A 25,188-nucleotide genomic window follows, 5' to 3' on the forward strand; every position below is an offset into this window, starting at 1 on the left:
TGTGTCTTACAAAGGCATTACTCGGTTACGCCCCAGTGATTTTGCTTCGTAAAGCAGCTTATCGGCTCTTTCGATCAGCGATTGCGCTGACTCTCCGGGTTCAAGTTCAGCGACACCAAACGATGCGGTGATACTACCGACTTGTTCACCACTGCGACGGTCTTTAATCGACAGCTTCTCTAGAGAGCGTCTATTAGTATCCGCGAGTTGGCGAGCAATACGTAAAGACTTATTAGGTACAATGAGTGCGAACTCTTCACCGCCAAATCGATAGGCAGAAATACCTTCTCGACAACTTAGCTTCAGCTTGCGAGCAATCCCTTTAAGAACCATATCGCCAAACAAGTGGCCATAGGTGTCGTTGAAGTTTTTAAAGTGATCGATATCAAGAAGGATCAAACATAGAGATTGTTTCGCTTCACACAAGGTTTCTATATCACGGTCAAAAGAGCGACGGTTATAGAGTGTCGTTGTGCTGTCAAAGAGCGCATCTTTCTGAACTTCCACCAACTGGGTTTTAAGCTTGGTAATTTCTGATGTAGCAGAGTTCAGCTGAGAGTTTAGAAACTGAGTAGAGTGACGAATATGACGAGACTCAGAAACTAGCTGACGAACCAAAGACATGACTTCGTCGATCGATAAACTTTCATTATCAACACGAGCTAAATCTTCGAAGCTTTTATCTATCATTTCTGAAAAAGCAGAGGTGTCGGTCAGTGTGTCGTTCATCGAGTTAGAAACTTCAGAAACTAACAACTCCAAATTAGCGCGAAGGTCGTTGATATTGGTTTCGGATTTACTCGCAACATAATTGTTGTAAAGCTGTTCACCAACAGCTGGAGGGCAAATGCCGTAGTGTTCTAAAACACCATCCATGTCTTTAGTTAGCTGCGGGATAGCATTATCGACATAGGTGTACCAAAGTGCGTAATTTGCAGGTGTGGTGGACACCCTGTTCTTCATCATAAGAGGTACCGCTTTTTTTAGATTAGCGGTGGATTTCTGGAATTCGTCTTTTTTCATTATTGTTACTGCAGATACCAAACTAACTCAAGCCACTTGTCGACAAGGTTAGCGGATTTCGCAGGTCTTTGCTTTAAAAATTATATGATTAATGGATGAGGATTGGATAAATAACTCGTTTTTATTATGAATATCGATTGCGCAATCATAAATTGAATCTAATAGATTGTTCTTTAATCATATTTTTAGTTATTCACCGTAGAACATAGGCTGAATTTTGTATCAAAGCTTTTGGCAAAAGGTGGACTCAGTGACCTTAAAGTGGTTTTTTATGTAGCGAAGTAAATTGACGGCATAGCTTGAATTGGGAGAACTTTGATTTAGAGGACTTGCGCTGATAAGAGTAAAACGAGTGAAGCTTTGTATACAGAAGGGAGGTGGAAATATTTATAAGCAGATACAAAAAAGCGCCGATAAAAATCAGCGCTTTAAAATTCTTTTTAGCTAAAAGCTAATTATTGAGCAACAACGTTTGCTGCTTGTAGGCCTTTTTGACCGTTTTCAACTTCGAAAGAAACCTTTTGGCCTTCTTTCAGAGTTTTGAAGCCTTCAGAAGCGATTGCACGGAAGTGTACGAATACGTCAGCACCGCCGTTGTCTTGAGAAATGAAACCGAAACCTTTCTCTTCGTTAAACCATTTTACAGTGCCAGTATTTGTGTTAGACATAATTTGTCCCTTATTCATAAATTTTCTAAATTGTTGATTGCATTACTGCAATGCGCTGATAATTGAATTATTTAATATTGCTAAGAAATAAGGAAAAACTACTTACAAAAACGGGTAACGATTTTACATGTCATTTTTTACTATTCATCTAACTTAAATAACTCCGGCTAACAGAGCGAGTGCATGTTAACACAGTCTTTCCGGTTGTACACTCATTGATTGAGAAATCAGCGAGTTTTTTTGTCATGTTGTGCTTGTTAACAAAAATCACCTAGAACAGCTGATAGTTTTATAAAATTACACGCTGTGACAAAATGAAAAGGAAGCCTAAGCTTCCTTTTCATGATTAGTATAGACGATATTAACGCTTGAAGTTGATATCTTCAGTCTGATCTAAGTTAATTTTTGTTTTCGCTGGCTGAGTCTCTGCAATCACCTTACCGTGGCGCACTGAATACTGCACGGGTACTTGGCGACGCACTGCATCAAAGCCATTGTCAGCAGGAAGAATCAGTAGGCTACCTGGCTTACCTTCTTCGATACCGAAGTTGTCTTGGATGTTCAATGTGCGAGCAGAGTTTTTGCTGATCAGATCAAGCGAGTTGTTGATTTGGTCGTAGCCCATAACCTGTGTTACGTGCAGTCCCATGTGCAGAACTTGAAGCATGTTCGCTGTACCCAGTGGGTACCACGGGTCAAACACATCATCGTGGCCAAAACAAACGTTGATGTTTGCTGCTAGCATCTCTTTCACACGAGTCACGCCACGACGTTTCGGGTAATCGTCAAAACGGCCTTGTAAGTGAATGTTCACTAACGGGTTTGCTACGAAGTTGATACCAGACATCTTCAATAGACGGAACAAGCGAGAAGCGTAAGCACCGTTGTAAGAACCCATCGCAGTCGTGTGGCTTGCTGTTACCTTTTCACCCATCTCAAATTTATGAGCAAGGGCTGCCAGTGTTTCAACAAAGCGAGACTGTTCGTCGTCGATTTCATCACAGTGAACGTCGATTAGGCAGTCGTACTTGCGTGCAAGTTCGAACACGTAATGCAGAGATTCAACACCGTATTCACGGGTGAACTCAAAGTGTGGGATAGCACCGATAACGTCAGCGCCGATCTTCACTGCTTCTTCAAGCAACTTTTTGCCGTTCGGGTATGAAAGAATGCCTTCTTGAGGGAATGCGACGATCTGAATGTCGACCCACTCTTTCATCTCTTCACGAACTTCAACCATCGCTCTTAACGCAACTAACGTTGGATCAGATACATCCACGTGAGTACGCACGTGTTGAACACCGTTAGCGATCTGCCATTTCAGTGTTTGCTTCGCACGCGATTTTACGTCTTCAATTGATAGCAGTTCTTTACGCTCAGCCCAACGCTCAATACCTTCAAACAAAGTGCCAGAGATGTTCCAGTTAGGTTCTCCAGCTGTTTGAGTCGTATCTAGGTGGATATGCGGTTCACAGAAAGGAGAAACGGCAATGCCACCTTCAGCATCAAGGATGTCACCTTGATGATTGATTTGTGCGTCATTATCGAGAATGCGAGAAAATTGACCATTTTCAATCAGAATCTGTTTCAAGCCCTCTTGGTCTTGAAGTTTCGCGTTCTTGATTAATAAGGTTGTCATAGTGTGTCCTTAAGCGGCCTGAGATTTCAGAGCTTTTTTGTTCAATAGAGGATTAAGCACGAGGTAACTGATTGCACCACCTAACACTGCGTTCAAAGGAACAACGCCAGGAAGGAAGTGACCAGCGGCTACGCCTGTTGCTACCGCGATAATGCCAGCCCAATTAACGGTTTGGAACTCTGCATTTGCAAAATCTTTGTAACGTTTACGGTTTGCGAAGAAGTCAGCGATGATTACGCCACCAATTGGTGGAATCGCCAACGATAGGAAGGTTAACCAACCTACGAAGTGGTTGTACAACCAAAGCGCGAAAATCGTACCGATGATGCCGTTAATGATAGACATTGTAGTACTTGAGCGACCAGTAATGTTAGATAAACCAAGGCCAGATGCATAAAGTGCGTTTTCATTGGTTGTCCAGATGTTCAAGCCAAGCACGATGATCGCTGGAAGCAGTAGTCCTTGTGCAATCATCACATCTGAAATGTCTGATTGGCCTGTTGCTGCTGCGCCGGCTGCGCCGAAGATAAACATCAGCGAGTTACCGATGAAGAATGCAACCATAGTAATCAATACTGCGCTTGCTGGCTTTTTACCAAAGCGAACAAAATCGGCCGTTAGCGTACCCGCACTAACAAATGAACCTACAACCATTGCTAAGGCCATTGAAAAGTCCATTGGAGTTTCTGGCTCAATCAGTTGTAGCTGTTCTAGTCCGCCAACGCTGTCTACCGCAGTCAACACTGAGTAACCACCTAGAATAGCAATCGCTGGAACAGCAATCGCTGAAAGCACCATTAGCGCTTTAATACCGAAGTACACCGTACCCGTCATCAAAAGACCTGACACAATAATCAAAGTGTTGGTATCAATGCCTGTGGCTTTCTGTACCGGAATTGCGAACATTGCTACGCCGACGCCAAACCAACCTACTTGTGTACCACCAAGTAGAGCAGAAGGAAGCCATGAGCCTTTTGTACCGAAAGAGAAACGAGCTAGGAGGTGAGTGGAGAGGCCAGTAGATGAGCCGATGTAGCCAAGAAAAGAAGTGTAAATACCAAGAATTAGGTTACCGATGAGAACGGCGAGGAAGAAATCATTGAATGAGAGGCCTGTCCCGAGTGAACCACCTGTCCACATACTTGCAGAGAAGAAAGTGAGTCCAAGCATTACCATGGTGAGTGAAGCGACTCCTTTCCTAGCCGATGTAGGAACCGGCCCTAGACTGTAGTTATTATCAGCAGCCATTTTTTACCTCCGCAAATGATCAAAATTAAAATTAACGGTCGCCGTATTGCAGGCAAACGTGCGCATTATGGTGATATAAATCACATAGTCAATGCTAATTTTGTCAATAAAGGCGCTTGAGAATCAGTTATCATCTTAAATGCCTTGTAAAACATAGGGTTATTTTCTCCATTTATTTCATGAAAATAAATAGAAAACGTTTTCCATAGCGTGTTGGGTATCTGCTATCGATAGTTGGCTATGAATGTTGATTGTTATGCGATTGAATGGGTGTCTGTATCGAGAGGTGGGCGGTTAGTCAAACGGCAGGCAAAAAAATAGCCAATCGCAATAACCGCAATTGGCTTATATATTTTGTGAACAAGAATAAGGTTCACTAACAACGTCAGTTGGCTAGGTGACCCTCGGCTTAAGAAGGGTCGATTTATACATTGCAGGTAGCGTGCCAACTTTTAAAACCTCGAATATAGGCTGTTTAATAGCAATTTGGTGCGTATTTGGGTGTTTTATTCGCGTTTTAGAATTATCCTGTCGCATTATGCAATTGCGATTTGCAATTTAATGATAGTGTTGGGTGATCTAGGTGTTGATGATCTAGTGTCGCGATGAGATGAGATGAGATGAGATGAGATGAGATGAGATAAGAAGAAAGGCGAGCACAGCGTGTCTCTGAGTTCTTTGCCTTCTATGGACTCTTCCTATGCCTAAAAATATGGAATTTTGTGCAAGCAAGCAACCAAAAAAGCCCGTGCGATTTGAGATCGCACGGGCTTTGTCTTGTTTTGCTTATCAGGCATATTAGATAGAGTAGAAGAAGTACAGCTGAGACTTCATTCTAATGATGATCCCGCGTATTACATCTAGGAACGCCATGAAGCTAATCGGTTTCTCACCACTTACCCACGCTAACCCGACAGAACCAACAGGAATATCGTAGCCTTCTGTTTCATCGATCTTTAAACGTACAAAGTGGTGCTTGTTCTGAAGGTTCCGACCTGTGGTGACACGCACCTGTTCATCGATACCGAGCAAGCTCGCCTGTGCTTCACCCGTCGCCTCAACAATACCTTCTACGGTTGCCGAGAATATCTTGCCAGGGTAAACCGCCGTCGCAAATTCTGCTGGTTGGCCGACCTTAATATTACGAATCGCTTGGTGGTTAACTCGCATTAGCACGTACTTCTCTTCGGTGTACATTTGAATACGAGGCATCATTGAAACGCGCTGACCTTCACGAAGAATAAAGTTCGTTACAAAGCCGTCAGTCGGTGCCGTGACTTTGGTGCTGTTAAGATCCCATTGTGCTTGAGCCAAGGTTGCTTTCGCTGAATCCACTTCTGTTTGTTGTTTGCTAACGTTAGTTTCGGCTTTGTGAATGTCGAGTTTCGCGTTTTCTGCATCGACTTCTTTCTTGCTCAGTTGAGATTCTAACGTAGTCACATTGTGAGTCGCCAAATCTACCTTTGCCGTTTGTTGGTCGATGTCAGTTTCAGTGATTGTGTGTTGTACGACACTGTTTTGCTTCTGGTAACGATCAAGCGTTTTTGATTGCAGTACTAAATCTGTTTTCGCTGACTCAATTTGTGCAATTGAAGCTTTGATGTCTTCTAGTGCTGAGCGATAGCTAACTTTAGCAATGCTCACTTCTTGGCGAGCCGTGTCTAAAGCGACCTTTGCTGACTCAAGTTGAACACTTGCTTTGTCTCTTGCAATCACATATTTGGTGTCGTCAATCTCATAGATCAGTTGTCCTTCTGTCACATCTTGGTTGGGATGGATATGGACTTTCGTTGTTTTACCCGACACATTGGTTGAGTCTGGACGCAATTGAATGTGCGGAGACTGAACAACCGAACCGCCCGATAAATCCATCGGAGTAAAGTTGAGTAGGCCGACCCACACAAACAATAGCCAAGATGTACCACCTAGGTACGCGAATGCTTTGGTGCCTTTGTTCCAAGGCATACCAATAAGTCTGAGTAAATAAATGAACAGTGCCCAAATTGCTAAGCCTTCTAACATACTTGGCTCTCCTCATCTTGCTTGTCGGTCGTTGCCTGTTCCTTCGGTGCTGCCGGAGATTTCCATGTATCTCTTAGGTTGATGATGGCTTTTTCCATATCAACAAATGCCAAGATTACAGCGAGTACCCATACCCAGTGCCATACGAAACCAATCCATGTTAATGCGGTAATCAAACCCAGCTGATGATGATCTTTACTGTGAGCTTTATTGATTGGTAATTCATGAACACGCCAGAACCCGTAACATGCTGCCGCGATGGTTGCGACCAACACTACGCCAGCCACGACGTGTAGTGCAGTATCTGCACCTGTTCCGACAAATGGGACACTAAGTAAACTCATTGATAAACCCTAGGTTAAATTGAGCGCCGAGTGTGATTGATATCAGATTTAGAGGTTGAAAATTTACCAATTACTTTAATAATGGTGTCAATATGATTTGATCTGTAATAGTGACTTCTAGGTAGGGGGCTAATGAACAACTGTAACTTCTTAAGAGCATTGGGTATTTTGGGTATTTACCAATACGCAATGACCAATAAGGCCGTGAATACCGAGCAATTAGGTATTCCTAAATCGGTGTTTAATAACCCGATGAACCTTATTCCCGTTAGTGAAGTGGACAAATGGTATGGTCTACTTGAAGAGCAAACTAATGATCCGGATATCATATTGAAATTGGCTGATCGTGTAGATATTGAAAGATTAGGCCCGTTAACCAATTGGTTTTTTTCTGGTCACGATCTTGCGTCGACGATCCGCAGAGTCAACATCGGACTGCATTGTTTACAGTCGGGTGCTTTCTTATACGGTGCTCAAGTCGGAACCATGATTAAATGGTGCTACGACAATCCCGCTTACACGGAAACGGGCAAAGTACATGACTCGATAAGAGTGGCCATTTTCATTATGAAGATTTTGCGCCGTTATTTAGGGGATGGTTTTAAACCCATGGCGGTATCAATTGCCGGCCATCGAGATAACGTTGATCTCTACCATGAGTATTTCGGTTGTACGATTCAATGGGGGCAACCTCGTACAGAGGTTTGGATACGGAGTGAGTTGAGGTTGTCTATTAATCAATCGCCAAGTGTAGGTAAAATGGGGCTGGCGATGAATTTTCACGACCTAGACAACTACCTCAATATGCCAGATGCCGGTGATGAACATAAGGTGACTTATGAGATGATCAACTACAGCCGCCATTTCGGTTTGCCGACTCTGCATAAAGTTTCTAGCCTTCTGGGGTTATCTGAGCAGCAGTTTCAGCGACGTTTACACAAACGGGGTGTCAATTTTTCTACCATAATGGGTTATGCATTGAGTAATGTTGCGGTGGAATTGTTGAGTTATAAATTGCCCATTGAAGATGTCGCTAAACGCTTAGGCTATACCAATACTGCCAGCTTCAATCGAATGTTTAAGAAACATCGAGGTTTAACGCCAAAGCAATATGTCGAGAGGTTTTGGACGGATCTATAGTTTATGTTTTTAGGCTAGACTTCGTTTCTGTAACAAGCCTGATAAGTAAACCACAGCCCAAGTACTCAAAATGAAAGGCGCTGTTAATGGCAGCAGTGCCAAGGTGTGAAAGCCTAGGGTAATAAGGCAACTCAACAGCATGCCTAATAGGATTAGCGGCCAAGGAATTCGTGGATAGAGCACAAGTGCTAGAGTTGCAAGAATGGCGTTGTAGCCATAAAGACCTTGCTTGATCAGTTCGTTGTCAGCACCAACCAAAGAGCTAAATAGGGTACTAATAAACACCGCAAGCAGTATCCAAACAGCGTGCATGAAGCTGTTCAGTGCGATTGCGACCAAGATAACCAATCCGGAAAACTCATTATTGATAAAACTGACTTGGCTGATCCCTTTTAGCATGGTCACCACAAACGTTGGTAAGTAGTTTTTCACATCTGTACCGATATCAATGAGTGGCATCAACGCAATGCTTGATGTTGAAAATGCAGAAAGCTCGAAGGTTGATTGGACAACATAAATTCCCCAAGAGGTGATAACAAAGGCGCTGGTGTAACCGCGGTACTTTTTAAAGCTAAACACTATTTTAGCGATTGGTACGGTGAGTAGGGCACCGAAGACTGTCACAGCCGCTAGTATTGGGGTGACCCCAAAGAAGTTACCAATGAACAAACCGATCAGTGCGCCATTTAACGCATACATACCACTGTTAAGATCATGAGTTGGTTTGTTGTTGGTGTTAATGCTGTTATGGGTATAGCGAGCTAATATGTAGCTGCAGCTGACACCGAGTATAGTTAAACAAGCCAGTGGAATTGATTCAATAGAGATAGCTAGCAATAACAAAAGGGATGTTACAGCAGATGGTGTGAAATAGACTTGCCCAATACCATTGAGCAAGCCTTGAAGTGGAAGAGTGTCCTTATTCGTGTTCATCATCTGGCGACAGAATTTCATTATGCTAAATTTTTGATACGCCAGATTGTATACAATTATTCTTGGTTGACCATCTTCGTGTGTTAATTCTGATACCAACGTTCACCATAGGCTTGTTGGTAATCAGGTGTTTCAATAATACCTTCTTGCTCTGGCACTGTTTCTAGTGGCCCTACTACCGTTCGATAAGGTAATACGCCAGCCCAGACTGGGATATCCATATCAGTCTTATCATCATTCACGCCATGTTTACCAATTTTTACGGAGGCTTCTGTTAAAGGAATCGCCAATAGCTCGGTTGCGGTGAGCTCTTTATCATTACTTAGCCTGACTTCATCGGTTCTTCCCGGTGCGATTTGCTCAATAAAGATATTCAGCAAGCGATCCTTTTCTTGGTTGTCATCAATAACTGAAAAAGACCCCAGTACCACTGCAGAACGATAGTGCGCACTGTGATGAAATGCCGAACGAGCCAATACCCAACCATCGAACAGAGTGAACGTTAAGCAGGTTGGTTCTCCTTTCTTTAGCCCTTTCAGTAAGCGACTGTTTTTAGCCCCATGAATGTAGACCATGTCATCCACTCGCCACGCGAGCATCGGGATAACCATTGGGCCTTGTTCGCCTTGCAATGCAATGTGTGCGATTAAGCTCTCATCAATGATTTGGTGCAGTTTCTCTTGTTCAAATACGGCTTTGTGAGCCCCTTTTTTAATCGTGGTTCTTTTCGTGTTAGATAACATAATCGCTCCTTAATCATTGCCTTTTGATTAATGTAGCGATTAACTGGTCTATTAAATAGAGCCACTTTTAAACACTATTTGGATCCAGTTATGCAGCCTATCGATGTCGGTGATCTACAGTTAGACGAACAACACGACACGCGTCAAACCGCCTTGTTCCACGCGATAAGAGAGAAGATCGTTCAAGATTTATGGAGCAAGGGCAGTAAGTTACCTTCAACACGTAAGTTGGCCGTCGAGTTATCGGTGAGTCGAAATACAGTGATTTACGCGTACGAACAACTGGTCACTGAAGGCTATATCGAGAGTAAGCAAGGCTCGGGTTTTTACGTGTCGGTTGAACAGCCGGAGCATTTTCTCAGTTTGTCTCAGCCAAACAGTGTTCAGGATGTACAGGTTAGGCACGTAATAAGTAAGCCGAGTGCAAATATAGCGACACCTAACGACATTAACCGCAGCTTTGCCCCAGGAGTCCCTGACTTAGATGCGTTCCCTTATGCTAAGTGGCAGAGGCTGTTGCAACGCCACTCTGCACGTCAGAACATTGCGGGCAATCAAGAGGTTCAGGGAAGCTTGGCCTTGAGGGAAGCGTTGACCGGGTATCTTGCAAGCAGCCGTTCAGTTCATTGTAGTGCTGACAGAATCATCATAACCGCAGGTGCTCAGCAAGCTATCTCAATTGGTTTGATGGCGACGTTGGCGATGGGCGACAAAATCCTGGTGGAAGAGCCCGGTTATCGACAAGTGCATAAAATTATCGATCTGTTGAGGTTAGAGTTAGATGGCGTAAGTGTCCGTGAAAAGGTTGGATTAGATATTGAAAAAGTGTTGTTCAGTAATGCTAAGGCTCTGTATGTCACGCCGAGTAACCAATACCCAATGGGCACGACTTTAAATACTGAGCAACGCCTCAAGCTCATCGATTGGGCCAACAAACATCAGTCATGGATCATTGAAGATGACTACGACAGTGAGTTTCAGTTTGCACATCGCCCTTACACCAGTATGCAAGGCTTAGCGGGTAAACTCGGGTTTGATGACCGAATCATTTATGTTGGTTCGCTGAGTAAAGTCATGTTCAACGGACTCCGCTTAGGCTACTTAGTGGTGCCAGAAAGTCTGGTGGCGAAGTGTCTTGAGATTAAAGATGCACTCACTGGAGACACGGCGTCTCATACACAAGAAGCTTTGTCGGATTTTGTTCGAGAAGGTGATTTATTGCGTCATATCAGAAAGATGCGTCGTTCCTACAAACTCAAACATGAAGCGATGATAGAAGCGATTAAAAGTGAGTTTAACGGTGATCTTGAAGTGATCAGTCAGGCGGCAGGACTACATGTAACGGTGAAGTGGTACAACGGAATATCTGAACATGAGTGGAGCCGCAGAGCAGAGCTTGAAAATATCATCATTCGTCCGTTTGATTTTTATGAATACGGTTCGAGTGATGCTCGTGATTGGAGTGGGGCGGTGCTGGGTTTTGGAAATATACGTTTGGCTGAGATAAAGCCGAAGATCAAACAGATCGCTCGGCTTTTTTATCAGTAATATTGGTAGGGCTTGTTTACAATTTTCTGATTCATCACTAATCGAGTTACAACTTGTCGATAGAAACAGTGGGCTTACCCAACCATTTTCGCCAAGGGAGTGACAATGTCACAAAAATAGTCACGGCATAGAGCATCGACCAACTTAAACAGATAAACACTAAGGTACATATGACCAATGAGAGCATGGCTGTGTATCTAGATGCACCTGTCAGTAATCGGCAAGCCGCTAACATAGCGAGCAAATAAACCAAAACAAAAATACCATTGGCGAGTTTAAGAAAGAATTCAAGGTCCAAATTAGACAGTTCACCAATCACACACGAGATAAGCGCGATAAATCCAATTGCTAATGTTGGGTAAAGTGGTACGCCACGGCTGTTCAGTTGAGCCATTCTACTTGTAGGAGTGTGTTGGCGAGCTTGAGCCCAGATCATGCGAGACAAGCTTTGGGTATAAAGGTTTAGGCTGGCAAAACAAGCAAAGAAGCCAAGTACACTGATGACGGTTTTGAAGCCATTACCAAACAATTGTTCTGTTACCCAAGGGATGGATGCGGCATCGAATTCAGGTGAACCGTAAGCCCCCAGTTTAAGAATCACCACTGAACAAGCCCAGTACACTAACCCCGCAACAAAACAGCCTGCAATGATGGCGATTGGGAAGTCACGTTGTGGATTTTTGAACTCCTCTCCCATGTGAGCAAAAGCTTCTATTCCGACAAAGCACCAAAACATGACGGCTAAAGCAGCGCCGATGGACCACATAGAATCGGACGAGATGGTAGGGAGAGCCACATCGGTTACCGTGATGTCGGCTTTCCAAACAAAAGCGCTAACCAAGGCAAAAATCGATAAGGCAATCACCGTTTGCAAGCGGCCTGAAGACTTACTGCCCATCAAATTGACGGCAATCAGCAGAGCGACGGTAAAGGATTGAGCCCCAAGTGGTGTGTCGAGAGGTGAGGGTAATAACTGTTGAGCAAAACCTCCTGCCAGTGCAATGGCCGCTGGAATACCGACAGGAATAACACTCACAAACAACCACGCCACGCTTGTTTCTAATCGCTCGCTAAACGCCTGACGTACAAAGTAAGCTGTACCACCTGCATTCGGGTAGTGTTTTCCTAAGGCAGCAAAGGTGAGGGCGATCGGGCAAATGGCGATAAACAAGATTAACCATGCCAGTAGCGACAACTGACCTGCGATACCTGCAGCGATAGCGGGAATCATAAATAATCCAGTGCCTAGCAAGGTCGTAGAGAGTTGTCCTATTCCTGAGATCAGCGTGATCTCTTGTTTGAGTTGTGTCATTCGCTCTCCTAGCTATTGGCTTATTATATCGGCCTTCTTTTGCCTGTCTTCTGATGTTTGGGTGATGCTATGAATGAGAGCATACATTGTCGCCATCAATAATACAGCTAGCGAAACGTCGTAAGACACCGTCATTTTAACGGTATTAATCCGATTAAGCGTGAAAGTGTCGGCTGTCATAATGGCTGTTATAAGTAGGAAAGTTGTGTCAAATTAGGCGTTATAAATAGAACAATAAGTGGAAAGAATCAGAAGCATGGATAAATTTGATCGCCAGATTTTGGATATTCTCAAAACCAACGCTCGCTGCTCAGTGAGTGATATCGCACGAGATGTCAGTCTCTCGCGCTCAGCTGTGAACGCCAGAATCAAGAAACTGGAAAGCGATAAAGTGATTACGGGCTACTGCGCTCAAGTGACAGAACCCAATCAAACGAAGAATGTGTGTGCTTATATTTTGTTGAAGTTCGACATGTCGAGCAGCGACCATAGTTGTGAGTCCTACGCGCAACGAATCCAGAGTATTGATGGTGTGCAGTGGTGTCATTCGATCAGCGGTGAGACGGACATGATGCTGTACGTTGAAGTGGAAAGCATGGAGCGTTTAAATCAAGTTCGCGACCAACTGCAAAGCTATCCAGATCTGCGTCACCTAATGACTCATACTGTGCTTACCGAGTTTTTTAACAAACTGAATCCGACGGTACATCCATGTTAGGCAATATCAACTTAAACCTACTGCGTTCGCTGCATGTACTTCTAGAAGAGTGTCATGTAAGCCGCGCAGCTCAACGCTTGCATATTACACAGTCAGCGGTTAGCCGCCAACTTAGCCAGCTAAGAGATTTGTGTGGCGATCCTTTGTTGGTTCGTGATGGTAACAAACTGGTTCCTACTAATCGTGCTCTTCAGCTTAAAGATAAGCTCGATGACTTGCTTGGAGAGTTTGATCACCTGTTAGACGATAAACCCTTTGAGCCACGAGACTGGCAAGGTGAGTTGGTGTTGTCTTCGAGTGATTATGTGGCTCAGTATATTCTTCCTGTGATTGTTGCAGAGGTGTCCGCTGAAGCGCCGAATATCAATTTGGCTTATCGCCTGTGGCAGCCAAACTACCTTGAAGCACTGAACGAGTCGGGGATCCACTTAGCTTCTAGTATGTTTCCCACAAAGCCAGAGCATGTTTCAAGCATCAAACTTGGTGAAGACAAGTCGGTGTGTTTGATGCGCAAGTCTCACCCATTAGCTCAACAAGTGGTTTTGAGTGCAGAAGACATTGTTAACTACTCTCACATCAAGGTGACGGGGGGCGGAGATAAAGACAGCTACGCGGACATAGCATTGAAGAAGCAAGGCCTGAAGCGAAGAGTGGCTTTGCAGGTTCCGTTCTTTTCATCGGCTGGCACTGTATTGATGCAAGACGATTACCTGATGATTGTGCCGGAACATATCGCCTATAACCTAGGTCGACACCTCGATACTACCTACTTTTCTTTGCCGTTTGATACGGAAATGCATACCTATTGGTTAATGTGGCACCCTAAATATGACAACGACTCTGCCCACAAATGGGCGAGAGAAAAGGCATTCCAAGCCATGAAAAAGTCGAGTTACAATATCAGTATGATTTGAAATCATAAGTGTAATGATAACCTTTGATTTCAAATGATACGTTCTGCGGATTATGGTAAGTGCCAAGTATTGAGTATTAAGCGTAGAGTGTTCAGCTGGAACGCTTTATTTTACTAGGAATGGAATGATGACAGTAACAATTTGGTTTTCTTTATTAGCGATTTGCTTGTTGGGTGCAATGTCTCCGGGCCCGAGTTTGGCGATGATCGCTAAGCACAGCTTGGCTGGTGGCCGCATGAACGGACTTATCGCAGCTTGGTCGCATGCTGCTGGTATCGGTATTTATGCGTTCGCAACCATTGTTGGTTTAGCCGTTGTGCTTGAGCAATCACCCATGTTGTTCAAAGGTATTAGTTTAGCGGGTGCTGCGTATCTGCTTTATCTCGGCGTGAATGCGTTGCGTTCGAAAGGTGGTGTTGCCGCGAAATTGGAAGCGGGGGAAAAGATGAGTTACATGCAGTCTGCTCGCGAGGCTTTCTTGATCTCTATCTTAAGCCCAAAGATTGCGCTGTTCTTCATCGCTCTGTTCAGCCAATTTGTTGCATTAGGTAATGAACTGAGCAATCAAGTGATCATTGTCTCAACGCCGTTGATTGTCGACGGCCTTTGGTACACTTTTATCACCTTGGTGCTGTCTAGCCCGTTGATTGTTGAACGTATTCGCTCAAAGGCGCAGCTGATTGACCGACTATCAGGTTTGGTGTTGATCCTGCTTGCTGTTCGTGTGGTGTGGACGATATAGCAGTAAGCGATAAGAGTAAGTTACGAGAAACGATACTCATTAAAAAAGGCTCACTAGACGTTATCTAGTGAGCCTTTTTGATTTCTATGGATTGGCTTCGACAGGTTTGAGCTTGTTAGCCTTCAGAATTCAGCACGGCATCTAACTTCGCCATAGAATCTGAGAAGTAGGGGTTGTAGGTCAAACGCGCATGGTTCTTCCCTTCTTCGCGATAGCCCCATGCTGAGTACCAAACTTCACTGGTTGCATTACATTGTTCTTCAAAGCCTTCAGCCTGACCATTAGAGCAGATCTTCTCGCTACCATTGATTCCGTAGTAAGGGTTGCTTGGTGAGAACAGTAAGCCCATGTGAGAGCCGTTCGAGATACGCTGATCTGGAATTTTCATGCTGTACTGAACAGCGCGAGGATCCTCGAGTGTCGTTTCTCCTTGCCAAACCAACACATTGTTTGGATTCGGCATCGATTCAGTAAATGCTTGCTGAACGTAGTTGGTGTCAATCACGCTGTCGCCTTCACTCATCATAATAAACACCGGCTTATCAAAGTGCTTATCTTCCAAGTCATTGCGAACGACTTCTGATGTCTCGTAGTAAACTGAAGCACCGTTCATTGGCAGTGAGTTGTAACGCAGCACATTATCTTCAGGATCTTGATCGGCCCAAGTAACAAAGTAGCTCGCTAGCTCTGCATATTGAACGGCTGACGAGCTCGGTTGAAACGCAGGAGAGAACAGCAGTAACCCAGAGATCTTTGGATCATGCATCGCCTGTGAAGTCACGAGATTCGCGCCGGTTGAATAGCCGCCTAGCCAAACAGAATCATACTCTTGCTCAAGTAACTTCGTATGATGAGCTACCACACCTTGCCAATCTTCTAGGCTCGGCTGCATTAAGTCACCCACGCGACTACCGTGACCCGGCAGTAACACGGTTCTCACTAAGTAACCTTGCTCAACCAAATGGGTAGCGATGTCTTTAAATGAGTAGGGTGAGTCACCTAATCCATGAACCAGTAACACTGCCTTGCCGTTTGGCGAGGTTGGTTGATACTCGGTTGGCGAATTGAGTTGGATCTCGAGTTGTTTGTCTTCCGTCATGAACACACGGTTTTTCAATAACCAATCTTGGGTGTCATTGACGTAGGCATCAAAGCTGTCTTGCTGATAGCTAGGCAAATCTGGAGAAGTTTCGTAAGCGGGTATTGATGTCTCGTTGGAGCAACCAACGAGACTTAAAGTCGTTAAGGCCAGCAGTGCTAGGAGGGGCTTTCTTTGCATTATGTAATCTTGTCTCTGTTGTGCTTTCACTATGTCTGAAACTGAAGTTTAGATTATTTTCGGCTTGAAAGGTCTTCGTACTCACCTTCAATAACACCGGCATCATGGGTTGATGACTGACGAGTGTTCATATGAGCTGCGAAACCTTGTTTCTTCATTTGATTCTGAATGCGCTTGCCAGTGATTAAAGCTGCAATAGCCAAAGGAATAGCAAGGATCAAGCTTGTGAATAGCGCCAAAAGGCCAGTAAATAATGCAACAATCGTAACTAATATATTTTTCATATTCATTCCTCTTTTTCTATGTTGTTACTTTATCGCTTCTATTCTGAACGAAACATGAACGCCGTTAATTAATCTCGGAGAGTCACTATGACACGGATGTGTGCTCTTGGGGAGTTTATATGTAGTCATAATCACGCACTAAAAATATGGAATATATTTAAGTTTAATAAAATCAATGAGTTAAAAGTTGGCACGGTTGGTGCTCTATAGGGGTTGGAATAAGTCACTGTAAGCAAAGCACTTACAGCTAATAAAAATTACTGGAGCCCCTTATATGTTCTGTATTCAATGTGAGCAAACAATTCAAACCCCAACCGTAAAAGGCTGTTCTTTCGCACAAGGTATGTGTGGTAAAACTTCGGAAGTATCCGACCTTCAAGACGTGTTGGTGCATTCTCTTCAAGGTGTTTCTTTCTGGGCTAATTTAGGCCGTGCTTGTGATGTTATTGATACTGAAATTGATGAATGGGCACCAAAAGCATTTTTCGCAACATTAACGAACGTTAACTTCGATCCTGCTCGCATCATCGAATTTGCTCAGCAATCTCACGAGTTTAAGCAGCGTTTAGAACAACAAGTTCGAGCGGCAGCTACGTTGACCGGTTTTGAGATCCCAGCGCTTTCTGCTGCTGCTCAATTCGATCTTCCAACGGATTCGTCAGAGTTATTGGCGCTTGCCCCTCAAGCAGCGGTAAACCGCGGTCACGACTCTCAACACGAAGATGTGATTGGTCTTCGCCTTCTTTGCCTATACGGCTTAAAAGGTGCGGCAGCGTACATGGAGCACGCACGTGTTCTTGGTCAAACTGACAATGCTATTTTTGCTGAATACCACGAAATCATGGCGTTCCTAGGTACAGACCCATCAGACCTAAAACAACTGTTAGATACGTCTATGCAGATTGGCTTGATGAACTACAAAGTAATGGAAATGCTGGATAAGGGCGAGACAGATACATTTGGTCACCCTCAACCAACAACCGTGAATGTGAAGACGAAGAAAGGTCACTGTATCCTTGTTTCCGGTCACGACCTGCATGATCTAGAAAAGATCCTTCAACAAACAGAAGGTAGGGGCATTAACGTTTACACCAACGGTGAGATGCTACCTGCACACGGTTACCCTGAACTGAACAAGTACCCACACCTTGCGGGTAACTACGGCAGCGCTTGGCAGAACCAGCAAAAAGAATTTGCGAACTTCCCTGGTGCGATCGTAATGACATCTAACTGTTTGCTTAACCCTGATGTAGGCTCATACGCTGACCGTCTATTTACGCGTAGCATCGTTGGCTGGCCGGGTGTTGCTCACCTTGAAGGTGACGATTTCAGCGCTGTGATCGATTGTGCTCTTGCACAAGAAGGCTTCAAGCATGACGAGATCGAGCAAATGATCACTGTTGGCTTTGGTCGTAACGCATTGATGGAAGCAGCGCCTGCGGTTGTTGAGCAAGTGAAAGAAGGCAACATTAAGCACTTCTTCTTAGTCGGTGGTTGTGACGGCGACAAATCTGAGCGTAGTTACTACACAGATTTCACAGCTCAAGCACCAGAAGATTCAGTAATCCTGACCTTGGCATGTGGTAAATTCCGTTTTAATAAGAACCAATTTGGCGATATTAACGGTATCCCACGTCTGTTAGATGTTGGTCAATGTAACGATGCTTACTCTGCTATTCAGCTTGCTTTAGCACTGTCTAAAGAGTTTGACTGCGGCATCAACGAACTGCCTCTAACACTTGTTCTTTCTTGGTTCGAGCAAAAAGCGATCGTTATCCTGCTTACTCTGTTTGCTCTTGGTGTTAAAGGCATCTACACAGGCCCAACAGCGCCAGCGTTCCTAACAGAAAACCTACTAAAGATTATTCAAGACGAGTTCGATATGCGTTCTATCTCAACGCCAGAGCAAGATCTTAAAACAATCTTAGCGGCTTAATCTAAGCCAACTCCTAAGCCCCGTTGTTGTGACGTTTTTCAAAAACAGACAACGGCGGGGCTTTTTCGATTTAAATCCTTAGTCATTTAATCATCTAGTCATTAGCAAGGTACGCGAACTATGTATGCATGGTCGGATAGCGATTCAATCAATTTAGTGTGTTTAAAGAAATGGCATGAGACGCCAGATACGGTCAGCTTTGAGCTTGGCAGCATTCCACAAGACTTACATTTTAATTTTAAGCCAGGGCAATTTATTACTCTGGGTTTAGATATGCCGACGAAAACGGATTACCGTGCTTATTCAGTGGCTTCTTGCCCGGAAGATAACTGTCTGAAGTTGACGGTCAAGCGTGTGGAAGGTGGTTTGGTTTCGAACTTTATTGTTGATGAGCTTGATGAAGGTGATGAGGTTTCTGTGTTGAAGCCGGCAGGCGCGTTTAACTGTATTGATTGTATGCCAACGGCGACAAAGAAAGTAACGCTAGTGAGTGCAGGCTGTGGTATCACACCAGTAATGGCGATGGTCAAGTATTGGCTGTCTCAAGGCTGTGACATCGAGATTGATTTCGTCCACATGGCACGCAACAAGCTTGAGACTATCTACTTTCAAGAACTTCATCAGCTCGATGAATTACATGCGAATTTCAACTTAAAACTGCTGCTAAAAGACAACGAAGGAACAACGGCTCCTCAAGGTCGTTTAGATAAAAACTGGTTAGTGAAACTGAGCCCAGATATCTTAGAGAGAACGGTTTACCTGTGTGGGCCTGTAGGCTTCATGCAAGACATTGAAAGTTATCTGAAAGAACTTGAGTTCAACATGGATAACTTCTATCAAGAAAGCTTCACTCCTGCTACTCAGAATGCTCAATCAGAAGCGTCAAAAGCCGAAGTTGCTGACGATACGAATAGTGCTGTTAAGGTATTTGTGCCAGCGTTCGGAGCTGAAGTTGAAGCGGAAACTGGTACACCATTGGCGGATTCATTAGAAAAAGCAGGCGTTCCAATTATTATCGCTTGTCGCAGCGGTATTTGTGGTTCGTGTAAATGCAAAGTGACCAAAGGGTCTGTGGAATCAAGCAGCCAAGAGACATTGACGCCAGAACAGATTGAGCAGGGGTACGTGCTCGCATGTTCAAGCTCGATTCAGTCAGATGTTGAGGTTGAGTTATAACAGACGTGAAGCTGTGCAGGGTGATGAAGACAAGGTCTTGTCATAGCGATAAAAGTTAGGGCGCTAGATGTAAAAAGGCCACCTAGATCAGTTAGAGAGAGCAGATCTAAGTGGCAACCCTCTTGTTTATACGGGGGAGTAAAACAAAAGGGGTTGCGAAGCCCATACAGACTTCGCAGATATAGTTATTATGTTGTGGAGCTTGTTGCGATGGACGTATCTACAAGAGCGAAGTTGATTAAACTTCAGGGTATGTCTTGTAGCGAACACCCATCATCTGTTCCATACAGTGAACAACTTGGCAGCTGTAGCCAAACTCGTTATCGTACCAAATGTACAGCACGGCACGGTTGTCTTGTGCGATAGTCGCCACACCGTCAACCACACCTGGGTGACGAGAGCCAACCAAGTCTGTAGATACAATCTCAGTTGAATCTGTGTAATCGATTTGTGCAGACAAAGCAGAAGACAGCGCCATTTCACGTAGGTACTCGTTCAACTCTTCTTTGTTTGTGCCTTTCTCAAGGTTTAGGTTTGCTACTGCCATTGATACGTTTGGCGTAGGTACGCGAATCGCATTGCCTGTTAGCTTGCCTTCCATTTCTGGCATTGCTTTTGATACCGCTTTAGCAGCACCTGTCGATGTCAGTACCATGTTCAATGACGCAGCACGGCCACGACGATCACCTGAGTGGAAGTTATCGATTAGGTTTTGGTCATTGGTAAATGAGTGAACCGTTTCGATGTGACCAGACAGTACGCCAAACTTGTCGTGAACTGCTTTCAATACTGGCGTGATTGCGTTGGTGGTACAACTTGCTGCAGAGATGATGGTGTCTTCTGGTTGAATAACATTTTCATTCACACCAAATACAACATTCTTGATGTCGCCTTTACCTGGCGCAGTCAGTAGAACCTTCTTCGCACCGTTACACGCTACGTGTTGGCTTAGGCCTTCCGCGTCACGCCATACACCTGTGTTATCAACCACAAGTGCGTTTTCAATACCGTAAGCCGTGTAATCCACTTCTTCTGGTTTGTTTGCGTAGATAACTTGGATGAAGTTGCCGTTTACGATGATTGCTTTACGTTCTTGGTCTACCACGATGCTGCCGTTGAACTGGCCGTGAACAGAGTCACGACGGAGTAAGCTAGCACGTTTTTCTAGGTCGCCATCTTTGCCGCCACGTACAACGATTGCGCGTAAACGAAGTGGGTAACCTGGGCCGCTTTTCTCTACAAGAATACGAGTTAGCAAACGACCGATACGACCGAAACCGTACAACACGACGTCACGAGGTTTCGTCATCGCGTCGCCTTCAAGCGAACCCATTAGAGCTGTTTGAAGGAAATCATCCATCGCGCTAAGGTCTTCGTGGTTTTCCCAGTACTGAGCTGCCAGACGACCAACATCAACGCGGCATGGAGACAAGCGCATTGATAGTAGATGCTGGATTATTGGTTGAGTTTGTTCTGCGGTTAGCGGTGAGCCAGTGTAACGTTTTGCGATGCGGTGAGCTTTGATGATGTCGATAGTTGTCGCGTTAACTAGGGTCTTACCGAAGAGGATAACTTCTACGCCTTTTTGACGGTATAACTGACCTAAAGTTGGAGCGATGGATTCAGCAATGGTTTGACTAGTTTGCCAATCTAGGAGGTGCTTTTCGGGACTCATCTTTACTCGGGACCTTTCACGTTAAGTTTCTGCATTCATGGCGGTTGTAGGGAAGCCAATCAGCATAGGGGATTTGAGGCATCAGGCTGTGGTCTATATTGCCACTTAAATGTGCTTGATATGCCTTGTGTGTAACTTGTAATTTTTATGTGTCAGGATTGTAAGGTACGACGGGTTATTCTGCTAGGAAAAATAAATGTAGACAAAATATCTGTAAATTGACTTTATATTAGCCAAAAATCAAGGTTTCAACGTCGATAAAGACTATTGACTTTAACAATCTGTAGCACTTATTTTTCGTCAAAAAATACTCAAATCAAAATGTAGTATGTAATAAAGGTCATGGTGATCATTAAATGTGTGATCATTGACTCAGGTTACACGTAAAGAGTAAACGATAAATAAGGTAATCAACGTCCTTTCTTGTTCGACTTTTGAATAAGCGGAGTTCGAGTGCAAAAAGTCCATCACGCAAACGATTGGATGTCACAATTTTACCTGAATCATCTAATTATTTGTTATGGCAAGTCATCATTCACAGTTTAGTTGAGTCGTAGTAAGTGGATGTTCACTTGTTATGTGGGTGATAACAACTGGAGAAAGTGTCTTTTGTTTACATCGTGCTTGCTTAAACCTTTCTCGTTTAGAGCTCATTTGTAGAAATCTCCCGCGCGTAAAGCTCACTTATTCCAAGTATGCTCCTTCGCTTTAAAGCTCCGTTCTGGATATCAGTTGGTTCTAATTTTTCGTTCTGGGCTCAGAGTAACGTTTGTTCATATCCAATTTGATCAATAACCCCTGTTAATGTCCTATCCTTAATCTGGGCTAGGTAAATTACTTTCGGGAAGGGAGTAGTTATAAAAATGATAAATATGTCAATTAGATGGCGTCTTATTTTTCTTTCTACGGTTTCTGTACTCATTATGTTTGGGTTTACAGTGAATGAAGTGCTTAAGAACGAAAAGAAGATGAATCACCTTGAAACAACCCGTATTAAGGTTGAAGCGCTTCAATCTTTTAATACGATTTCAAGTGATGCTTATCGATGGTTGGTTCTGTCTAATGACTCTTCAGAGAAAGGTCTGCTGCTTTTAAAACTGAAAACTGATTTGACTAGGCTAGCTCAATACGAGAAACAGCTTCAACAGTTCGACAGTAATTGGACTGTTGAACCACAGCTGGTTGAGCTTAAGAGTGTATTAGAGAGACTCGCCCGTGTAACCTCCAGTATTAACAGGGACGCATCACAGGTTACTGATAACAAAACGCAATTGACAGAGCGTGCCTTCGACTTGTTAAAAGGCGTGTTAATGGAGCTATCTGAATATCGTATTAACATTGTGGATGAAAAAGTCAGTCAAGCTAACGCGATGTTTATCAACCTTACTCATTACGTGTTCTGGACCCAGCGAGAAGCGTGGCTGAGTTACCGTTTGTATCGCTCTCCAGAGCTGATTGATCAATATTTATTGAGTTATGTTGGTGCTTTAGAAAGGCAGCAGCAGTTATTAGATACGTTTTTCCGATCAGGTAGTCGCTCGCCTGAAATTAGAAAGCTACTAAGTACGTTTTCTAAAGATGAATTTCAAAACCGATTTACCGATCGAATCCTCAAAGGTGACTTCTCTTCACCTGAAATATATGAACATGTGGAAGGTTTAGAACGAAAGAAGTTGGCGATTTCAAAGGCAGTGGGTGCTTATACCAAGCAATTACAGTTTGATCTGACCAACAATATAGCGCTACAAAAAAAGCAAACCCTGATCATGACCTTGCTTATTCTTGCCATTTCAGGTGTGTTGTTGTGGCTCGGTGTAGCAACGTCTCTTCGCTTAAATCGAAACTTATCGATTATCCTAAGAGGGGTATCTGAATGCGCAGATAGCTACGGTGAACCCAAGGTGATTCAGATTCAAGGGAACGATGAACTCACCGAGTTCACTGAAACTCTAAATCGAGTGATGGAGCGTAACTACTTTCACAATAAAGAGTTGATAACAGCAAAAGAAGACGCGATTTCGGCCAATAAAGCCAAAAGCGCATTTTTAGCCAATATGTCACATGAAATACGCACGCCACTTAACGGTATTATTGGCATGGCTGAGATCTTATCTCAAAGCCAACTTAGCGCAAATCAGCAAGAAGTATTAGGGGATATTGAATCGTCTTCTCACTCTTTGCTAGTCCTACTTAATGACATCCTCGACCTATCTAAAATCGAGTCGGGTAACTTGATGTTGTCACCACACAATGCTGATTTACGAGAGGCGGTCTATGACTCTGTAAGTGTGATTCTGTCGAAAGCGATAAGTAAGGATATCGAGCTCGACATCAATATCGACTATCAAACGCCGCAACAACTGTTTTTCGATGAGTACCGCGTGAGACAGGTGCTGACCAATCTGCTTTCGAATGCCATTAAGTTTACGTCCAAGGGCACAATTACCACGGACATTGCTTATACCCCTATGTCTATGGGCAGGGGTAAGCTGGAATGCAGCGTGTCTGATACCGGGATTGGGATTGAACCAGAGAAGTTAGAATCCATATTTGAACCTTTCACTCAAGAAGATGGCAGCATTACCCGCCAATTTGGTGGTACGGGGCTAGGGCTTGCGATTTGTCGACAGCTTGTTGATTTGATGGGGGGCTACATTACCGCACGTTCAGTGAAAGGAGAGGGCTCTACATTCACGTTTTGTTTGTATGTCGATGTTGTAGAAGCGCCTGTTCAAACTTTCGATAACCTGAGCCGAGCGACGATCATCTCGAACTCTTTCAATTACCTTGATCAGCTTGTTAAAGAGTGTGAGCGTTTGAATGTTCGAGCCAATGTGGTGTCATCCATTGCTGCCCTTAGTGAAAGTGTAAAAGAAAGCGACTTGATACTTTATTGTCATACCTTGCATCACTCGATGGAGAAAGATCTTGCGACGTTGAAGGCGATATATCCTCTTGCCCGCGTCATCGTGTGTCAGCATCACCTATTCAAAACCAACCTAATCACAGAAACTGTCCACTCGACTCATACCTTGCCATTCTTGGGCCGACGATTCTTAAACAGCTTACAATCGCTTGATGTCGGTGAAGAGCAAGCATCAGCGGTGGAACCAAAAGATGAAGAGGTTCGCTCTCTGAATCGACGCATTTTGATCGTTGAAGACAATCTGATGAATCAAAAAATAGCGAGCTTCTTCCTTGAGCAAGCGGGTTATGAGTATTTGATTGCCAGTAATGGCCAAGAAGCGGTGGACGTCATCACTCAAGGTGCTCAGTTTGATGCCATCTTAATGGACTGCATGATGCCTGTTATGGATGGTATAACGGCGACTCGTGCGATTCGACAGTGGGAAACCACTCAACAAGCTGCGCCATTACCCATTATTGCTTTGACCGCTAGTGTCCTGGAAGAAGACATTAAAGATTGTTTTGAAGCGGGCATGAACGCCTACTTGCCCAAACCTTATAAATCTCACCAGTTGTACGATCTTTTCAGTAGCCTTGATATCGTCTAGCGGACTTCTAAGCCAAGGTTGTATTGTGCAAGACAGCGACCTACATAACTGATTTTCAACAAGGCTGCGACTAAGATGGTGCTGATGTGGGCGACAATTTGAATCGGCAGTGAGAAGTGATTGGCCATTGGATAAGCAACTATAATACTGAGAAGCATAAGCAAGGTTGTGATAGCTAGACTGAAGTTTGAAACAGAAAGCAGAGTTTGAAAGCGTTGAGTCATCGTCTTCATATTGAATTCCTAATTGCTATTATTTTCTTTTGATACTTAGTAATAGCAATTAGCGTTCCATATTTAACTTTAATTAAATATCAATGGTTTAATAAA

General features: G+C 43.9%; 21 protein-coding genes. 8 read left to right on the forward strand and 13 right to left on the reverse strand.

Annotated features, from left to right (window positions below; all coding sequences use genetic code 11):
• Positions 1–6: 6 nt before the first annotated feature.
• The 6 genes from CWO27_RS13630 to CWO27_RS13660 form a co-directional block, all read right to left on the reverse strand.
• The gene (locus tag CWO27_RS13630) at positions 7–1,023 is read right to left on the reverse strand and encodes a GGDEF domain-containing protein (protein ID WP_048659046.1); all 1,017 of its coding nucleotides are present in this window, start codon (positions 1,021–1,023) and stop codon (positions 7–9) included.
• Positions 1,024–1,478: 455 nt separating this feature from the next.
• Positions 1,479–1,691, reverse strand: a complete 213-nt coding sequence (gene cspE / locus CWO27_RS13635) for a transcription antiterminator/RNA stability regulator CspE (RefSeq protein ID WP_004730009.1) — start codon at positions 1,689–1,691, stop codon at positions 1,479–1,481.
• Between the two features lie 361 nt (positions 1,692–2,052).
• Positions 2,053–3,330, reverse strand: coding sequence for a cytosine deaminase (locus CWO27_RS13640; RefSeq protein ID WP_102432672.1), 1,278 nt, complete (start codon positions 3,328–3,330; stop codon positions 2,053–2,055).
• Between the two features lie 9 nt (positions 3,331–3,339).
• Complete coding sequence (gene codB / locus CWO27_RS13645) at positions 3,340–4,578, reverse strand: cytosine permease (RefSeq protein WP_102432673.1); 1,239 nt, start codon at positions 4,576–4,578, stop codon at positions 3,340–3,342.
• 798 nt (positions 4,579–5,376) lie between these two features.
• A complete protein-coding gene (locus CWO27_RS13655; protein WP_102432675.1) occupies positions 5,377–6,600 on the reverse strand; it encodes an HlyD family secretion protein in 1,224 nt (407 codons plus the stop codon).
• The gene (locus CWO27_RS13660; protein WP_048659050.1) at positions 6,594–6,944 is read right to left on the reverse strand and encodes a hypothetical protein; all 351 of its coding nucleotides are present in this window, start codon (positions 6,942–6,944) and stop codon (positions 6,594–6,596) included. The genes CWO27_RS13655 and CWO27_RS13660 overlap by 7 nt, the downstream gene beginning before the upstream one ends.
• 132 nt (positions 6,945–7,076) lie before the next feature.
• Between CWO27_RS13660 and CWO27_RS13665 the strand changes: the two genes are divergently transcribed.
• On the forward strand, positions 7,077–8,084 hold the full coding sequence (locus CWO27_RS13665; RefSeq protein WP_048659051.1) for an AraC family transcriptional regulator: 1,008 nt from the start codon (positions 7,077–7,079) through the stop codon (positions 8,082–8,084).
• Positions 8,085–8,093: 9 nt separating this feature from the next.
• Here CWO27_RS13665 and CWO27_RS13670 read toward each other — a convergent pair whose 3' ends face one another.
• Both CWO27_RS13670 and CWO27_RS13675 read right to left on the reverse strand, forming a co-directional pair.
• Positions 8,094–9,020, reverse strand: coding sequence for an urea transporter (locus CWO27_RS13670; protein ID WP_102432676.1), 927 nt, complete (start codon positions 9,018–9,020; stop codon positions 8,094–8,096).
• An 80-nt stretch (positions 9,021–9,100) separates the two neighbouring features.
• Positions 9,101–9,760: a pyridoxamine 5'-phosphate oxidase family protein gene (locus CWO27_RS13675; protein WP_048659053.1), complete on the reverse strand. Its 660-nt coding sequence runs from the start codon at positions 9,758–9,760 to the stop codon at positions 9,101–9,103.
• Positions 9,761–9,850: 90 nt separating this feature from the next.
• Between CWO27_RS13675 and pdxR the strand changes: the two genes are divergently transcribed.
• On the forward strand, positions 9,851–11,308 hold the full coding sequence (pdxR, locus tag CWO27_RS13680) for a MocR-like pyridoxine biosynthesis transcription factor PdxR (protein WP_102432677.1): 1,458 nt from the start codon (positions 9,851–9,853) through the stop codon (positions 11,306–11,308).
• A 46-nt stretch (positions 11,309–11,354) separates the two neighbouring features.
• On the opposite strand, the gene yjeH is transcribed toward pdxR, so the two are convergent.
• On the reverse strand, positions 11,355–12,620 hold the full coding sequence (gene yjeH, locus CWO27_RS13685) for an L-methionine/branched-chain amino acid transporter (protein WP_102432678.1): 1,266 nt from the start codon (positions 12,618–12,620) through the stop codon (positions 11,355–11,357).
• 256 nt (positions 12,621–12,876) lie between these two features.
• On the opposite strand from yjeH, the gene CWO27_RS13690 reads away from it, so the two are divergent.
• The 3 genes from CWO27_RS13690 to CWO27_RS13700 all read left to right on the forward strand — a co-directional run bounded on the left by CWO27_RS13690 (position 12,877) and on the right by CWO27_RS13700 (position 14,994).
• Complete coding sequence (locus tag CWO27_RS13690) at positions 12,877–13,338, forward strand: Lrp/AsnC family transcriptional regulator (protein WP_065675842.1); 462 nt, start codon at positions 12,877–12,879, stop codon at positions 13,336–13,338.
• Positions 13,332–14,252, forward strand: coding sequence for a LysR family transcriptional regulator (locus CWO27_RS13695; protein WP_102432679.1), 921 nt, complete (start codon positions 13,332–13,334; stop codon positions 14,250–14,252). The genes CWO27_RS13690 and CWO27_RS13695 overlap by 7 nt, the downstream gene beginning before the upstream one ends.
• 127 nt (positions 14,253–14,379) lie before the next feature.
• Positions 14,380–14,994, forward strand: coding sequence for a LysE family translocator (locus CWO27_RS13700; protein WP_102432680.1), 615 nt, complete (start codon positions 14,380–14,382; stop codon positions 14,992–14,994).
• Between the two features lie 115 nt (positions 14,995–15,109).
• Here the strand turns inward: CWO27_RS13700 and CWO27_RS13705 are convergent, their stop codons facing one another.
• A complete protein-coding gene (locus CWO27_RS13705; protein ID WP_102432681.1) occupies positions 15,110–16,273 on the reverse strand; it encodes an alpha/beta hydrolase in 1,164 nt (387 codons plus the stop codon).
• 53 nt (positions 16,274–16,326) lie between these two features.
• Complete coding sequence (locus tag CWO27_RS13710; protein ID WP_048659061.1) at positions 16,327–16,557, reverse strand: hypothetical protein; 231 nt, start codon at positions 16,555–16,557, stop codon at positions 16,327–16,329.
• Positions 16,558–16,831: 274 nt separating this feature from the next.
• Here CWO27_RS13710 and hcp point away from each other — a divergent pair, with 274 nt between their 5' ends.
• Both hcp and CWO27_RS13720 read left to right on the forward strand, forming a co-directional pair.
• Positions 16,832–18,493, forward strand: a complete 1,662-nt coding sequence (hcp, locus tag CWO27_RS13715) for a hydroxylamine reductase (RefSeq protein ID WP_102432682.1) — start codon at positions 16,832–16,834, stop codon at positions 18,491–18,493.
• A gap of 120 nt (positions 18,494–18,613) precedes the next feature.
• Complete coding sequence (locus CWO27_RS13720; RefSeq protein ID WP_102480517.1) at positions 18,614–19,669, forward strand: hybrid-cluster NAD(P)-dependent oxidoreductase; 1,056 nt, start codon at positions 18,614–18,616, stop codon at positions 19,667–19,669.
• Between the two features lie 238 nt (positions 19,670–19,907).
• Here the strand turns inward: CWO27_RS13720 and CWO27_RS13725 are convergent, their stop codons facing one another.
• Complete coding sequence (locus tag CWO27_RS13725) at positions 19,908–21,344, reverse strand: glyceraldehyde-3-phosphate dehydrogenase (RefSeq protein WP_048608907.1); 1,437 nt, start codon at positions 21,342–21,344, stop codon at positions 19,908–19,910.
• Between the two features lie 923 nt (positions 21,345–22,267).
• Between CWO27_RS13725 and CWO27_RS13730 the strand changes: the two genes are divergently transcribed.
• Positions 22,268–24,859 carry an ATP-binding protein gene (locus tag CWO27_RS13730; protein WP_107899086.1) on the forward strand — a complete coding sequence of 864 codons (2,592 nt, stop codon included), beginning with the start codon at positions 22,268–22,270 and terminating at the stop codon, positions 24,857–24,859.
• Here CWO27_RS13730 and CWO27_RS13735 read toward each other — a convergent pair.
• Positions 24,856–25,092, reverse strand: coding sequence for a hypothetical protein (locus CWO27_RS13735; RefSeq protein WP_048659065.1), 237 nt, complete (start codon positions 25,090–25,092; stop codon positions 24,856–24,858). The two genes, CWO27_RS13730 and CWO27_RS13735, sit on opposite strands and share 4 nt — an antisense overlap.
• Between the last annotated feature and the right edge of the window lie 96 nt (positions 25,093–25,188).

Source organism: Vibrio sp. 10N.286.51.C3 (genome assembly GCF_003050065.1).
GTDB lineage: Bacteria > Pseudomonadota > Gammaproteobacteria > Enterobacterales > Vibrionaceae > Vibrio > Vibrio crassostreae.

Excerpts from the sequence above, each read along its gene's own strand:
- yjeH (WP_102432678.1), bottom strand. The coding sequence starts at position 12,620 with ATGACACAACTCAAACAAGAGATCACGCTGATCTCAGGAATAGGACAA.
- CWO27_RS13730 (WP_107899086.1), top strand. The coding sequence starts at position 22,268 with ATGTTTGGGTTTACAGTGAATGAAGTGCTTAAGAACGAAAAGAAGATG.
- CWO27_RS13705 (WP_102432681.1), bottom strand. The coding sequence starts at position 16,273 with ATGCAAAGAAAGCCCCTCCTAGCACTGCTGGCCTTAACGACTTTAAGT.
- CWO27_RS13710 (WP_048659061.1), bottom strand. The coding sequence starts at position 16,557 with ATGAAAAATATATTAGTTACGATTGTTGCATTATTTACTGGCCTTTTG.
- CWO27_RS13675 (WP_048659053.1), bottom strand. The coding sequence starts at position 9,760 with ATGTTATCTAACACGAAAAGAACCACGATTAAAAAAGGGGCTCACAAA.
- CWO27_RS13695 (WP_102432679.1), top strand. The coding sequence starts at position 13,332 with ATGTTAGGCAATATCAACTTAAACCTACTGCGTTCGCTGCATGTACTT.
- CWO27_RS13630 (WP_048659046.1), bottom strand. The coding sequence starts at position 1,023 with ATGAAAAAAGACGAATTCCAGAAATCCACCGCTAATCTAAAAAAAGCG.
- codB (WP_102432673.1), bottom strand. The coding sequence starts at position 4,578 with ATGGCTGCTGATAATAACTACAGTCTAGGGCCGGTTCCTACATCGGCT.
- pdxR (WP_102432677.1), top strand. The coding sequence starts at position 9,851 with ATGCAGCCTATCGATGTCGGTGATCTACAGTTAGACGAACAACACGAC.
- CWO27_RS13700 (WP_102432680.1), top strand. The coding sequence starts at position 14,380 with ATGACAGTAACAATTTGGTTTTCTTTATTAGCGATTTGCTTGTTGGGT.
- CWO27_RS13655 (WP_102432675.1), bottom strand. The coding sequence starts at position 6,600 with ATGTTAGAAGGCTTAGCAATTTGGGCACTGTTCATTTATTTACTCAGA.
- CWO27_RS13690 (WP_065675842.1), top strand. The coding sequence starts at position 12,877 with ATGGATAAATTTGATCGCCAGATTTTGGATATTCTCAAAACCAACGCT.
- CWO27_RS13720 (WP_102480517.1), top strand. The coding sequence starts at position 18,614 with ATGTATGCATGGTCGGATAGCGATTCAATCAATTTAGTGTGTTTAAAG.
- hcp (WP_102432682.1), top strand. The coding sequence starts at position 16,832 with ATGTTCTGTATTCAATGTGAGCAAACAATTCAAACCCCAACCGTAAAA.
- cspE (WP_004730009.1), bottom strand. The coding sequence starts at position 1,691 with ATGTCTAACACAAATACTGGCACTGTAAAATGGTTTAACGAAGAGAAA.
- CWO27_RS13670 (WP_102432676.1), bottom strand. The coding sequence starts at position 9,020 with ATGATGAACACGAATAAGGACACTCTTCCACTTCAAGGCTTGCTCAAT.
- CWO27_RS13640 (WP_102432672.1), bottom strand. The coding sequence starts at position 3,330 with ATGACAACCTTATTAATCAAGAACGCGAAACTTCAAGACCAAGAGGGC.
- CWO27_RS13725 (WP_048608907.1), bottom strand. The coding sequence starts at position 21,344 with ATGAGTCCCGAAAAGCACCTCCTAGATTGGCAAACTAGTCAAACCATT.
- CWO27_RS13735 (WP_048659065.1), bottom strand. The coding sequence starts at position 25,092 with ATGAAGACGATGACTCAACGCTTTCAAACTCTGCTTTCTGTTTCAAAC.
- CWO27_RS13660 (WP_048659050.1), bottom strand. The coding sequence starts at position 6,944 with ATGAGTTTACTTAGTGTCCCATTTGTCGGAACAGGTGCAGATACTGCA.
- CWO27_RS13665 (WP_048659051.1), top strand. The coding sequence starts at position 7,077 with ATGAACAACTGTAACTTCTTAAGAGCATTGGGTATTTTGGGTATTTAC.